This is a genomic window from Candidatus Marivariicella sp. (assembly GCF_983056325.1).
In genome coordinates, this window is record NZ_CEZOWA010000004.1 from 27736 (window position 1) to 41732 (window position 13997).

The 13997-nt window shown below is 33.1% G+C and carries 10 protein-coding genes and 1 pseudogene; 2 read left to right on the top strand and 9 right to left on the bottom strand.

Features of this window, described 5'->3' with window-relative positions; genetic code table 11:
• Positions 1 to 72 precede the first annotated feature (72 nt).
• Positions 73 to 1092, top strand: coding sequence for a LacI family DNA-binding transcriptional regulator (locus tag AC3ATN_RS01915; RefSeq protein ID WP_487531526.1), 1020 nt, complete (start codon positions 73 to 75; stop codon positions 1090 to 1092).
• Here the strand turns inward: AC3ATN_RS01915 and ruvB are convergent.
• The 9 genes and pseudogenes from ruvB to AC3ATN_RS01960 form a co-directional block, all read right to left on the bottom strand.
• Positions 1089 to 2108: a Holliday junction branch migration DNA helicase RuvB gene (gene ruvB, locus AC3ATN_RS01920; protein WP_487531527.1), complete on the bottom strand. Its 1020-nt coding sequence runs from the start codon at positions 2106 to 2108 to the stop codon at positions 1089 to 1091. The two genes, AC3ATN_RS01915 and ruvB, sit on opposite strands and share 4 nt — an antisense overlap.
• Before the next feature lie 58 nt (positions 2109 to 2166).
• Positions 2167 to 3951, bottom strand: coding sequence for a cytochrome c oxidase subunit I (locus AC3ATN_RS01925; RefSeq protein WP_487531528.1), 1785 nt, complete (start codon positions 3949 to 3951; stop codon positions 2167 to 2169).
• Positions 3952 to 3963: 12 nt separating this feature from the next.
• Positions 3964 to 5028: a cytochrome c oxidase subunit II gene (locus AC3ATN_RS01930; protein ID WP_487531529.1), complete on the bottom strand. Its 1065-nt coding sequence runs from the start codon at positions 5026 to 5028 to the stop codon at positions 3964 to 3966.
• A 17-nt stretch (positions 5029 to 5045) separates the two neighbouring features.
• Positions 5046 to 6413: a quinol:cytochrome C oxidoreductase gene (locus tag AC3ATN_RS01935; protein WP_487531530.1), complete on the bottom strand. Its 1368-nt coding sequence runs from the start codon at positions 6411 to 6413 to the stop codon at positions 5046 to 5048.
• Positions 6414 to 6421: 8 nt separating this feature from the next.
• Entirely contained in the window at positions 6422 to 6973 is a 552-nt protein-coding gene (locus tag AC3ATN_RS01940; RefSeq protein WP_487531531.1) for a c-type cytochrome, read from the bottom strand.
• A gap of 1 nt (position 6974) precedes the next feature.
• Entirely contained in the window at positions 6975 to 7505 is a 531-nt protein-coding gene (locus AC3ATN_RS01945; RefSeq protein ID WP_487531532.1) for a DUF3341 domain-containing protein, read from the bottom strand.
• Positions 7501 to 8886, bottom strand: a pseudogene (nrfD, locus tag AC3ATN_RS01950) (NrfD/PsrC family molybdoenzyme membrane anchor subunit); the annotation flags it as partial. The gene AC3ATN_RS01945 and the pseudogene nrfD, both read right to left, overlap by 5 nt.
• A 19-nt stretch (positions 8887 to 8905) precedes the next feature.
• Positions 8906 to 11998 carry a TAT-variant-translocated molybdopterin oxidoreductase gene (locus AC3ATN_RS01955; protein WP_487531533.1) on the bottom strand — a complete coding sequence of 1031 codons (3093 nt, stop codon included), beginning with the start codon at positions 11996 to 11998 and terminating at the stop codon, positions 8906 to 8908.
• Positions 11999 to 12021: 23 nt separating this feature from the next.
• Complete coding sequence (locus AC3ATN_RS01960) at positions 12022 to 13344, bottom strand: c-type cytochrome (protein ID WP_487531534.1); 1323 nt, start codon at positions 13342 to 13344, stop codon at positions 12022 to 12024.
• 164 nt (positions 13345 to 13508) lie between these two features.
• Between AC3ATN_RS01960 and AC3ATN_RS01965 the strand changes: the two genes are divergently transcribed.
• A complete protein-coding gene (locus AC3ATN_RS01965; protein ID WP_487531535.1) occupies positions 13509 to 13886 on the top strand; it encodes an SPOR domain-containing protein in 378 nt (125 codons plus the stop codon).
• Positions 13887 to 13997: the final 111 nt, after the last annotated feature.

Below are 13997 nucleotides of genomic sequence, written 5' to 3' on the forward strand. Positions count from 1 at the left end.
ATAAATAATAGTTATTTTTTTCATTAATTATTAACTATTTAATTGCTTAAAACAATTAACAATACAAATAATATGTCAAAATATAGCCTTAAATACCTTTCACAAAAATTAAATGTATCAGTATCAACGGTATCCAAGGCCTTGAACGGATACTCTGACATTAATTCAAAAACCAAAGAAAGAATAATAAAACTTGCCAAGGATTTAAATTTCATTCCAAATTCTCAAGCATCATTTCTTAGAACCCGAAAAACCAAGCTAATTGGAATTATTGTACCTTTTATTAGTCATCCTTTTTTTAGCAATATTATTAATGGAATTGTAACTTCAGCTGAAAAAAAAGGTTATTTAACAATAGTTCTAAAATCAAAAGATTCTTGTGATCGTGAAAAAATTTTAGTAGAAAAATTGCTGAGCCAAAATGTGGATGGGATTTTTATTTCACTTACTCAAGAAACTAATAGATTGGATTACTTGGAAAACATAAAAAATGAAGGTGTCGTCTTAGTTCAAATCGATAAAATTTCTAAAATTGTTAAATCGTCAAAAGTTGTTATTAATGATCAAGAATCTGCATATATAGCTACTAAACATTTAATCAAAAATGGGTGTAAAAAAATCTTACATTATAGAGGCTCGCTAATCTCTCAAGTTTCAATTGACAGGTTTTTAGGTTACAAAAAAGCCCTAGAGGATCACGATATTAATTATGATCCAAAATTAGTAGTAGTATTGGATAAAATGACTGACAAGCAGGGTTTTGAAGCAACTAGTAATTTTATTTCTAAAAAAATTGAGTTTGATGGTATTTTTGCAATATCTGATTACACGGCAGTTGGAGCAATTGAATGTCTTAAAAAAAACAACTTTAATGTACCTAATGATGTAAAAGTAGTTGGATTTAACAACTGGCCATTTTCAGATAAACTAAGCCCATCTTTATCTACATTGGATCAACCCGGAGAGTTAATGGGTAATATGAGTTTTAAACTTTTTTTGAAAGAAATTCGTTCTAGAAAAAATAAAACAAATTTCAGCTTTGAAAAAAAAATATTTAAAACAAAATTAGTAATCAGAGAGTCCTCACTTTAAAATAATCCTTCTTGATTATTTTTTATTCTCCCCAAATGCTTGTAGGCTTTTTCTGTAACCTCTCTTCCTCTTGGGGTTCTGACTATAAACCCTTGCTGAATTAAAAAAGGCTCGTAAACTTCCTCAATTGTTTCTCCATTTTCAGCAACAGCAGTTGCCAGTGTAGAAATTCCAACTGGTCCACCTTTATAGTTATCAATTAAAGTGGTTAAAATTTTATTATCCATTTCATCTAAGCCATAATCATCTACATTAAGAGATTTTAGTGCGTATTTTGTGATATCAACATCAATATTCCCATCTCCCTTAATTTGAGCAAAATCTCTAACTCTACGCAAAAGACTATTAGCTATTCTGGGAGTTCCTCTACTTCGACCCGCAATCTCAATAGCAGCTTTTTGATTAATTTTAACTTTTAAAATTTCAGCACTTCTTTCAATTATGGTAGATATAAGCTCTGTTGAATAATATTCGAGTCTGCTACTAATTCCGAAACGCGCTCTCATTGGAGAAGTTAATAGACCTGATCGAGTAGTAGCACCAACTAATGTAAACGGATTCAAATTGATTTGGACTGTTCTAGCATTTGGGCCAGATTCAATCATGATATCAATTTTATAATCTTCCATCGCAGAGTATAAATACTCCTCAACAACTGAACTTAACCTATGTATCTCATCTATAAAAAGTATATCTCTAGGCTGAAGGTTAGTTAAGAGTCCGGCTAAATCACCAGGCTTGTCAATAACTGGACCAGAAGTCATTTTAATACCTGCATTAAGTTCATTTGCTAGTATATGCGCAAGGGTTGTTTTTCCTAAACCAGGTGGGCCATGAAATAGGGTGTGATCTAATGCATCACCTCTTTCATTTGATGCAGCTACAAATATTCTAAGATTTTCTAAAATGGACTCTTGCCCTGCGAAATCATCAAAACTTAAAGGTCTTAATGCACGATCAAATTCATGTTCATCTGAATTAAATTGTTCATTTGTTGGATCAAGATTCTCATTCATCCGATAAAGATATCAATTTTATGTGGGCACAATAAAAAAGATTAAAATCTTAAAAAAATTAATGCTGAAGTTCTTCTTCTCCTTTTTTTAATGGCACATTTTGAGGCACGAAATCTTTATCATAGCCTGGTTTGGAATAATCATAAGCCCACCTGTGTACATGCGGGATTTTGCCATGCCAATTTCCATGAAAATGTTCAATTGGAGCTGTCCACTCAAGTGTGTTAGATTGCCAGGGATTTTGCTCAGTTTCCTTACCATAAAACATACTATGAATAAAATTGTAAAGAAAGACAATTTGTGCAGCTCCAGCAATAAGAGCAAATACAGTAATAACAACATTAATATTTGCTAGGTCATCAAAGTAAGGGAAATTTGTGTTAGTATAATATCTCCTTGGAAGTCCAGCCATTCCGATGAAATGCATTGGAAAAAATACACCATATGCACAGATTGCAGTTACCCAAAAGTGAATATATCCTAAATTTTTATTCATCATTCTACCAAACATCTTTGGAAACCAGTGGTAAACTCCTGCAAATAAACCATAAAGAGCAGAAATACCCATGACTAAATGAAAATGAGCTACAACAAAATAAGTATCATGAACATTTATGTCTAATGTGCTGTCTCCAAGAATTATTCCAGTCAATCCCCCTGAAATAAAAGTAGAAACAAGGCCAATTGAAAAGAGCATTGCTGGATTTAATTGTAAATTTCCTTTCCACAGGGTAGTAATGTAATTAAATGCTTTAACAGCAGATGGTATTGCAATTAAAAGAGTTGTAAATGTAAATACCGAACCTAGAAAAGGATTCATTCCAGATATGAACATGTGATGGCCCCAGACAATTGTGGATAAAAATGCGATTGCTAGAATTGATGCAATCATTGCTCTATATCCAAAAATTGGTTTTCGAGCATTTGTAGCTAAAACCTCAGAAGTTATTCCAAGTGCTGGTAATAAAACTATATAAACTTCTGGATGTCCTAAAAACCAAAAAAGATGTTCATATAATACTGGAGATCCTCCTTGGTAATGAAGAACTTCTCCTTGAATAAATATATCTGACAGAAAAAAAGAAGTTCCAAAACTTCGATCCATAATCAAAAGAAGTGCTGCTGAAAGTAATACTGGGAACGATACTATTCCAATTATAGCAGTAACAAAAAACGCCCAAATAGTCAATGGCAATCGAGTCATGGTCATCCCTTTAGTTCTGAGATTAATTACGGTTACAACATAGTTTAAAGAACCTAGTAGTGATGATGCAATAAAAATAGCCATTGAGACCAACCAAAGCGTCATACCAGTTCCTGAGCCGGGCTGAGCTTGAGGAAGAGCTGATAATGGGGGGTAAACTGTCCATCCAGCTGCTGCTGGACCAGCTTCAACAAACAATGAAGAAATCATTAATGTACAGGAAACAAAAAATAACCAAAATGATACCATGTTTAAAAATCCTGAAGCCATATCTCGCGCACCAATTTGAAGAGGAATAAGAAGGTTAGAAAACGTTCCGCTTAAACCAGCTGTCAAAACAAAAAACACCATTATTGTTCCATGAATAGTAACCAAAGCTAAATATACATTTGGATCCATTACGCCGTCTGGAGCCCATTTACCAAGTAGAACTTCGAATATTCCAAAAGGTTTTTCAGGCCAAGCTAATTGCAGACGAAACAGCAAGGACATAGCTATTCCAATAAAACCCATGAATAGACCAGTAATTAAATATTGTTTAGCGATCATTTTATGATCTTGACTAAAAACATACTTAGTAATAAAAGTTTCTTTGTGGTGATGTTCTTCTTCGTGCTCGTTTATTGATTCTGTTGACATGTTTTTATAAATTTATTGTACGAATTCAGCAAAAGTCTGTTGACTTTTTATCCATTTATTAAATTCTTCTTCTGTTTCTACTATAATTTTCATTTGCATATTGTAATGAGATGCTCCACATACCTTATTACAAAGTAACAAATAATCAAAAATATAAGGTTCTAACGCTTCTTCTCCATTTGCAATTAACTCTTCATTATTATCTTTTCTTATTTTATTTATTTTTCTGACCTTAGAAATTATGTCTGGCTCCATTCTCATTTGCTCTGTTGTTTTAATTGGTGTAAAAGCAAATTCCGTTATCATTCCTGGCACACAGTTCATTTGAGCTCTAAAATGTGGCATAAATGCCGAGTGAAGTACGTCCTGTGATCTCATCTTAAAAATTATTTCTTTACCAACCGGCAAATGCAATTCCTGAACTATAATATCATCAAGGCCGTTTGGATCTGTAGCATCAATACCAACAAGATTTTTTCCATCAAAATCTTGAAGAAAACGGACATTAGCATCCCCTAAGACATTGTCTTCTCCCCCATATCTTGCTTTCCAATTAAACTGTTGCGCATACAACTCAACCATAAGTGCATCTTCATTTTCTTCTACAAACATTACATCATTCCACGTATATAAACCATATAATATCAATACAGCTAAAACAATTGTTGGGATAATTGTCCATATTGCTTCAAGCTTGTCATTATCAGCATAAAAAAGTGCTTTTCTACTTTTTTCACCTCGATACTTATAACCAAAATAATAAAGTAAGGCTTGTGTAACAGTTTGAACAAAGAATATTACAGAAAAAGTAATCCACATTAAATTATCATACTCCGATCCGTGTAAAGAAGCAGAATTAGGAAGAAGAACATCGCCCCACATCCAAAAAGAAAATATAGTTAAACCATATAAGAATATTAAAAAACCAAACAATAACTTTCCTTGTGTTTGGTTGTCAATATCATCAGCGATTTGAGTAGACTCAACTTTAGACTGAGAAAGCTCCATAATTTTTGTAACCTGCCAAATTGAAACCGTGACAAGTATAAGTAGCATTAAAATTAAAAATATAGTCATCTTACTTTCTTACTTATTTAATAGTGAAAATGTTTGCTCTCTTCCAGAAATGGATCCCCAGATGAAAGTAACGGAGCCTTTTCTAGTGATTTAAATGTGAAAAATATGAATAGTCCCATAAAAAACATAAAACCTCCAATTTCTGGAATACCAAAATACCACTGATCTCCAACCGCTGAGGGCATGATCATATTATAAACATCTATATAGTGACCTAATACAATTACAATTCCTGCCATTACAATTAAAAAATTACTTCTCTTATAATCTCTGTTCATTAAAACTAAAAATGGGAAAACAAGATTCATAGCTAACATTCCAAAAAACGGCACATTATAATCTTCTATCCTTGTTATAAAATAAGTTACTTCTTCTGGAATATTTGAATACCATATTAACATGAATTGAGAGAACCATAGATAAGCCCAAAATACAGAAACTCCAAACATGAATAATCCTAAATTATGAATATGACTCGCATTAACAAATTCTAAATATCCTTCAGATTTAAGATATATAGTTACTAAGGCAATTACTGTAATTCCAGTTACAAACATACTTGCAAAAACATACCAACCAAACAATGTACTAAACCAATGTGGATCAATAGACATGATCCAGTCCCATGACATCATAGATTCTGAGTAAATATAAAAAACCAGAAAGCCTGCAGCTAAGCGAAAGTTTTTCTTATGATTTTTAAGATAATCTCCTTTATCTTGTGATATAGAAATTTTACGAGATATATATCTGTAAATATTCCACCCAGACATGTAAAATAAAGCTCTAACTAAAAACCACGTAGTATCGAGATAATCTGACTTTCCTTGAATCAATTCGTCATGTGCCACTACTTCAGGGTCCATCCAAATAAATAGATGGTTCAAATGCATTACTGAAAGAATTAATATTATCAAAATTGTTATACTTCCAGGCAACAAGTATCCCGTAATACCCTCCATTACTCTGAATAAAACAATTGACCATCCGGCTTGAGCAGCTCTGTTTATAGCATAAAATGCTAAAACTCCTAAGGGAATCATAAAAAAGAATAGAGCAGCAACATATAATGCAGCCCATGGTCTATTTTGAAGTTGATGAAGTAAGTGTTCACCGTGGTCAACCTGGTGATCTTTAGATTCCGTTTCACTATTGTGATCTATGTTTTCTGAGCTATGATTATTTTGGTGGGTTTCGTCCATGGTTTTCTTATCGTGATTAGATGAAGATTTGTGATCTTCACCGTGATCTGAAACTGAAACCATTTTTTGAGCTTCAAAGACAGATGAAGGAGAAGATAAAAAACCATAACCGAGACCTAAAGCCCCAAGTAAAATGAGTGCTAAAGAGGTATTTCTAATATTTTTTGTAAAAATATAATTCACTTTTTCTATTATTTTTTAATCAAATTTGATCTTAACATCATAACATATTGAGCGATTTGCCACCTTTCTATTTCGTTAACCTGTCCTGCATGAGAACCCATTGCATTTTTACCATACATTAAAACGTGATAAATGCTTCCAGGTGTTATTTCCCTATCTGAATAACTAGGAATACCTAAAAATTTCTCTCGAGTCATAAGAATTCCTTGGCCATTCCCTTTTTTTCCATGACAAACTGCACAATAAATACCATACAGCTCTTTTCCATTGGATAAATCTTCTTCACTTTGATCAATGGGTGATTTTAAATTAGCTTTAGCCATTTCATAGCCTTCATTTGTGTCAGGAAAATCGTACGGAGCCCATCCTCTAGCAACAGTGTTTTCTGCGGGAATTTGAGCCTCAATTCCATTTGAAAAAGCATCACTGTCGGCGTATGTTTCATAACCAATAGGCTCATACATATTTGGGAAATACTGATAATTTGGCCTAGAAGGATTTGAACACGACCCAAAAGAAATCATTAATGCAAAAATCAAAACAAAAAATAGTTTTTTCATCTTAGTCTTTTTTTTCTATTACTTTAACTTCAATTGCTCCAGTTTTTTTTACTAAACTGATAATGTCTTTCTTATTAGTTTCATTTATAGAAATCTCCATTAAGAACTTATCATCGGTAGTGAGTGGATTTGGATTTTCCGCCTTCTTAAAAGGCCACAATCTACTCCTCATATAGAAAGTGATGACCATTAAATGTGCTGCAAAAAAGACAGTTAATTCAAACATAATAGGGACAAAAGCCGGCATATTCTGTATATATGAAAAGCTAGGCTTACCTCCAATGTTTTGTGGCCAATCTTCGATCATAATGTAATTCATCATAAGTATTGATACGATAAGTCCTATACACCCATATATGAAAGCAGTTATAGCTATACGAGTTCCACCAAGACCTAATGCTCTATCAAGACCATGAACTGGAAAGGGAGTATATACCTCCTCTATGTTATATTTTTTATCACGAATGTCTTTAACTGCTTTCATTAGCACGTCATCATCGTCATATAAAACATGTAAAACCTCGTTACTCATTTGCTTCTCTTAATTTTTTATAATTTTCACCTGATGATTTTAAAATTGATTTTACCTCGGCTTGAGCAATTACAGGAAAAGTTCTTGCATATAAAAGAAATAAAACAAAGAAAAAACCAATTGTTCCTATAAATATTCCAATATCAACAAAAGTTGGAGAAAACATTGTCCATGAAGATGGCAAGTAATCCCTGTGAAGAGAGGTTACAATAATTACAAATCTTTCAAACCACATCCCAATATTAACTACAATTGATATGATAAATGAAAACATAATACTAGTTCTTAATTTTTTGAACCACATAAATTGGGGTGAAAAAACATTACATGTCATCATTGACCAATAAGCCCACCAATAAGGCCCAGTAGCTCTGTTTAAAAAAGCATACTGCTCATATTCAACTCCGGAATACCATGCTATAAATAACTCTGTTATATAAGCAACACCAACAATTGACCCAGTAATCATTATTACAATATTCATTAATTCAATATGTTGAATAGTAATATAATCTTCAAGGTTGGAAACCTTACGCATTATAATAAGTAACGTGTTAACCATTGCAAATCCTGAAAATACGGCTCCTGCAACAAAATAAGGAGGGAAAATTGTTGTATGCCAACCAGGAATAACTGAAGTGGCGAAATCAAAAGAAACTATGGTGTGAACAGATAAACCTAATGGAGTTGCTAGACCTGCAAGAACCAATGAAACTTCTTCAAACCTTTGCCAATCTTTAGCTCTTCCGGACCAACCAAAGCTTAATAGTGAATATATTTTTTTTTGAAATGGACGAGTGGCTCTGTCACGAATCATTGCAAAATCAGGTAAAAGTCCAGTCCACCAGAAAACTAATGAAACAGATAGATAAGTTGAAATTGCAAAAACATCCCATAATAATGGAGAGTTGAAATTTACCCAAAGGGAGCCAAATTGATTAGGTATAGGGAGTGTCCAGTATGCTAACCATGGCCTACCCATGTGAATTATTGGAAATAAACCAGCTTGTATTACCGAAAATATTGTCATTGCCTCAGCAGATCGGTTTATTGCCATTCTCCATTTTTGTCTAAACAATAATAAAACTGCAGATATTAACGTTCCTGCGTGACCTATTCCTACCCACCAAACAAAATTTGTAATATCCCAAGCCCATCCTACAGTCTTATTAAGTCCCCACGTGCCAATCCCTGTTGAAATCGTATACACCATTGAACCAACTCCCCAAGCAAATGCAGACAAAGAAATACCAAAAACAATCCACCACAGCTTATTGGCTTTGCCTTCTACTGCAGCAACGACATCTAAAGTAACATCATGATAAGACTTGTCTCCGGTTACAAGAGGTTTTCTTATTGGCGCTTCATAATGAGATGACATATTTTTTGTTTTTCTAAAATTATGTTTTATCTATGTTTCTTACTTTTGTTTGGTAGATAACGTTTGGCTTAGTACCTACACTTTCAAGTAAATGATACATTCTATCATTTTCCTTTAATTTAGATACTTTGCTTTCTTTTTCATTAATATCTCCAAAAACCATAGCGCCAGAACCACATGCATCTGAGCATGCAGTACTCCATTCACTATCTTTAATTTCTCTTCCTTCTAGTTTTGCGTCCAAAATAGTTTTTTGGGTCATTTGAATACAAAATGAACATTTCTCCATTACCCCTCTTGATCTAACAACAACATCAGGATTTAATACCATCCGACCTAAATCATTATTCATATGATAGTCAAATTCATCATTTTTATTGTACAAAAACCAATTAAATCTTCTAACCTTATATGGGCAGTTATTTGCACAATACCTTGTGCCGATACACCTGTTATACGCCATATGATTTTGGCCCTGTCTTCCGTGAGAGGTTGCTGCAACCGGGCATACTGTTTCACAAGGAGCATGGTTACAATGTTGGCACATAACTGGCTGAAAAACTACTTGAGGATTTTCAGAGGCATTTTCCATTTCTCCAAAAGTTGAAAGCGAATCTCCTAATCCAGAAATGTTATCAATTGTTTCATTATCTGATTCAAAAGAGTCTTCAGATGAATAATAGCGATCTATTCTAAGCCAGTGCATGTCTCTGGATCTTCTAACTTCGGTTTTACCAACAACAGGTACATTGTTTTCAGCATGACATGCAATAACACAGGCACCACAACCAGTACAAGAATTCAAATCTATAGATAAATTAAAGTGATGCCCTATAGATCTATCAAAACCTTGCCACATATCAACCTCAGGAGATGTGACTTTTGTTTCAATATGATTTTTGGAAACCTTAGGCACAGGATTCCAGTACTCTTTATCTTTTGAATTAAAAACCTCAAGGGTAGTTTCCTTAACGATATCCCCCCTACCCATTAGAGTGTTGTGAAGTTGAACACAGGCAAACTCATGATACCCTTCGGCGGGTGTAATAGAAATTTTTTGAACTCTATTTTGATTTCGATAAAGTGGATATGCATTAACACCCCCTTGCATTTCTTCTTTTAAACCTAATCGTTTTCCATATCCAAAAGCTAAGCCTGCTGTTCCTTTAGCCTGACCTGGCTGAATTAAAACAGGCACAATCATTTTTACTTTTCCAGAATTAATTGTAGCATAACTTCCATTTAAGGCACCATTTGCCACATTGACATTTTTTATTCCTATTGAGTCTGCATCTAATTTTGATACAGTTAAATAATTATCCCAAGAAACTCTTGTTATTGGATCAGGAAATTCTTGAAGCCATGGATTATTGGCTTGCTGACCATCACCCATTCCTGTTTTAGGATAAAGAACTAACGAGATGCCTTTTTCTTTATCAACACATAACAAATTTGCATTATAAGTAGTTTCTTTTAAACTACTAAATTCAACTGGGTTTATGTAGTAGTCATTTTTTGTAAAGTATCCATTATGTAAAGTTTTACTAAATGAGATACCTGACAAAATATTATCTGTCCAATAATTCTTAATAAATGAATAATAATCGTCAACTCCTTGCAGCTCTAAAAGTTCAATTAAAAAACTCTGGAATTGTTTAGTATCAAATAATGGACGAATCGTAGGTTGAGCCAATGCAAATTGACCTGTTTTAAACTCATAGTCACCCCAAGACTCTAGGTAATGAGGTAATGCTCCTACAAATTGAGAAACAGAAGCAGTTTCATCCATTTTTAATGAAAAAGTAGCAGAAAAATCTAATTTTTTTATCGCCTCTCCCAAATCAACCCCATCAGACAGATTATTCACTGGGTTTACACCAACTGTTATTAGTCCTGAAATATTATCATCAAGTATATCGTAAACAAGTTTATCTACTTGTTCAGAATTTCCCTGACGAATTAGTTTTGGTCTATTACTATCAAAAGCATCACTTTTAATTAAAGAATTAATAACAAGAACTAATTCTTGTGCATTTTTATCCTGAATACCAGAGACTAAAACTGCTTTTTGACTTGAATTTTTTATTTTTTTAACAGCTAAAGATGCTGCTTTTTTAATATTAGGTTCTAATTTGTATTTTACCTCTTGATTGGATAGTTCGCCGTAAATAAAAGCTAAAACATTTTTAAGTGCCGAAGGAGAGGTGGGAACTCTTTTGTCTGCATTTGCACCTGAAAGACTCATGTTTGATTCAAACTGCATATGGTAAGACATTTTTGAGCTACCATTGTTTTTTCTAGGAATTCTTCCGTTTGAATATTCGACGTCATAGCCTCCTCCTTGCCAATCTCCGAGAATATCTGCATCTATTGAAATAATTGTCTCTGCTTTTGAGAAATCATAATCTGCAAAACCTCTTAGTCCGTAAATTTTCTCATAGGCGTCTAAAGCATGTGACTCAGATATGGTATCATAAACTACATGTGTAATGTTTGGATACTTAGTTGTCAATTTATCTATGAGTTGTTTGGTTGAGGGACTCGCAAAAGTTTGTGTTAAAAGAACTAATGGTTTTTTATTTTCTTTCGATAATCTCAACTTTTCCTTAAACTGAATCAAGAAGCTGTCCCAACTAATGTCAGATTGATTTAGTCTTGGTTTTTTTAGTCGAAGGGAGTCGTACATCGATAAAACTGAAGCGTGGACTCTTGCGTTTGCACAGCCTAAAACAGGGGAGTCTGGATTGCTTTCAATCTTAATTGGTCTTCCTTCTCTAGTTTTAACTAAAAGAGAGGCGAAATCATAACCATCAGCTATTGCGGTAGCATAATAATTTGCTACTCCAGGTCTAATTTGTTCTGGTTGAACTACGTAAGGAACAGACTTTATTACAGGGCCTTCACAGGCAGCAACAGTAGCAGCAGCCGTCGTGAAACCTACATATTTTAAGAAATCTCTTCTTGAAGATGAGCTATCTTCTATTTTGGAGTCATCCTTTTTAAAGTCTTGAGGAAGTTTTTCAGGAAATTCATTTTGCTCAAGTTTTGCCACTATTGGGTTGTTTTGATCTAATTGATCAACGCTTTTCCAATATTTTTTATTTATAGCCATAAGCTAAATTTATATTTCTTTATTTAATAATGACATTTTCCACATTCCAAGCCTCCCATTTGAGCAACTGTTAGTTTTTCAACTCCATATTTTTTAGACAACTCTTCGTGTATTTTTGTGTAGTACTCATTGTCTTCAACTTTAATATTTGTTTCTCTATGACAGTTTATACACCAGCCCATGGTCAATGGAGAATATTGATACATTATTTCCATTTCTTCAACTGGCCCGTGACATGTCTGACACTTAACCTCACCTACCATAACGTGTTGAGCGTGATTAAAATATACGAAATCGGGTAAGTTATGAATCCTCACCCATTTGACAGGTTCAGTATTCCCTGTATAAACTTGATTTTCTTCGTCCCACCCTACAGCTGAATAAAGCTTTTTAATCTCTTTGGTGTAGAAATCCTTAGTATAGCCATTTTCAAGGTCTTCCTCACCATTATATTCAGCTATATTTTGATGACAGTTCATGCAAACATTTAAAGATGGTATTCCAGAGTGTTTGGATACTCTGGCCGAAGAGTGACAATATTTACATTCTATTTGATTTGCTCCTGCATGGATTTTATGAGAATAATGGATTGGCTGAACTGGCATATATCCTTGGTCAACACCAATTTGCATAAGAAAACCGTAAGCATAATAAGCACTGCTCAATAAAAGTAAAATTACACTAACAAATACAATGAACTGATTCTGGACAAAAGCTTCCCAAATTGGGATACGTTTCGGCTTTGGTTTGGGAATTATATCAACACCACTCACTTTTGCAATTCTTAGTAATGTTCTACGAACTAAGACTAGCATTAATATCAAAATTACAAATACGAAACCTAAAGCTCCAAGTATTAATTCATTTGCAATGCCTGAGCTTGAGTTTTGATTTGAAATTTGATTAGATTTTCCAATTACAACTGCTTGGGCGGGAGGGGTATAATCAGTGTATGCAATAATATTATCTATATCAACAGTGCTTAGCTGAGGAAAAGCTGTCATTGCACTTTTATTATATTCTTCCCAAATAGCAACTGCTTGATCGTCTCCAGCTTTTATCATAGCTGAACTGTTTTTAATCCAACTGTATAGCCATTCTTTTTCATATTTTGAAGAAACACCCTTCAAAGCTGGTCCTACAGCTTTTTTATTAACTTTATGACAAGCAGCACAATTTGCATTGAAGAGTTTTTTTCCAGCAATAGGATCTAGCTCTTGTGATGCTATAATTTGAGGAAATAAAATAAAGATGAATGCGAAAAAATTAAAAAGTAAGGGCCCAAAAAATCTGCCTAACTTTGATAAAACTGATTTATGAATTAATCTGTGCAAAATATGATTCAAATCTTGGGCAAAAGTAAGGCAGTTAAACGTTTTGCTAAAGTGTTTTTAGAGGTTTATAATGGTAAATATATAATTTATATTGATTCTAAATTACAAAGATGATTTGCATGTTTTTATTGAGATAAAATTTATTTTTTTGTTAATTTGTAATATTCAAAAAAAAAATGAAAAATTTATTTTTAACACTTTTAATATCAACGACTTACTCGAGTTGCTTTTCTCAAGAAAGTTTACTTAAGCTCGAGCAGGACAGCTTAATTTCAAAATTAGTTGAATTAAAAACAAAAGTTAATAAAGATATTTATGCAACTCAATTTTACAATATTCAATTATTTAATGGAGAGTTTTCTAAATCGCAAAAAATCAAAAAAATCATGCGATGGAAATTTCCTGAAGAAATTACAAATATTTTTTTTGAAACCCCAAATTACAAAGTTCAAATGGGGCCATATAGAAGCTATAAAAAAGTAATTAATCTTTTGAAATTGGTCAAAAAAAAATATCCAGGAGCTTTTATAATTGAACCAAAAAAAATATTATAATTTCTTTTTGATTGCTATCTCCTGATAAAACTCAATTATATCTTCATTTTTAATTTCGTTATATCCTTTTATTTGAAGTCCACAGTCATACCCTTTTGCAACTTCTTTAAC

What these genes read in the sequence shown, in the direction of transcription:
- AC3ATN_RS01965 (WP_487531535.1), top strand. Translation starts at nt 13,509, where the DNA reads ATGAAAAATTTATTTTTAACACTTTTAATATCAACGACTTACTCGAGT.
- ruvB (WP_487531527.1), bottom strand. Translation starts at nt 2,108, where the DNA reads ATGAATGAGAATCTTGATCCAACAAATGAACAATTTAATTCAGATGAA.
- AC3ATN_RS01925 (WP_487531528.1), bottom strand. Translation starts at nt 3,951, where the DNA reads ATGTCAACAGAATCAATAAACGAGCACGAAGAAGAACATCACCACAAA.
- AC3ATN_RS01955 (WP_487531533.1), bottom strand. Translation starts at nt 11,998, where the DNA reads ATGGCTATAAATAAAAAATATTGGAAAAGCGTTGATCAATTAGATCAA.
- AC3ATN_RS01930 (WP_487531529.1), bottom strand. Translation starts at nt 5,028, where the DNA reads ATGACTATATTTTTAATTTTAATGCTACTTATACTTGTCACGGTTTCA.
- AC3ATN_RS01945 (WP_487531532.1), bottom strand. Translation starts at nt 7,505, where the DNA reads ATGAGTAACGAGGTTTTACATGTTTTATATGACGATGATGACGTGCTA.
- AC3ATN_RS01915 (WP_487531526.1), top strand. Translation starts at nt 73, where the DNA reads ATGTCAAAATATAGCCTTAAATACCTTTCACAAAAATTAAATGTATCA.
- AC3ATN_RS01940 (WP_487531531.1), bottom strand. Translation starts at nt 6,973, where the DNA reads ATGAAAAAACTATTTTTTGTTTTGATTTTTGCATTAATGATTTCTTTT.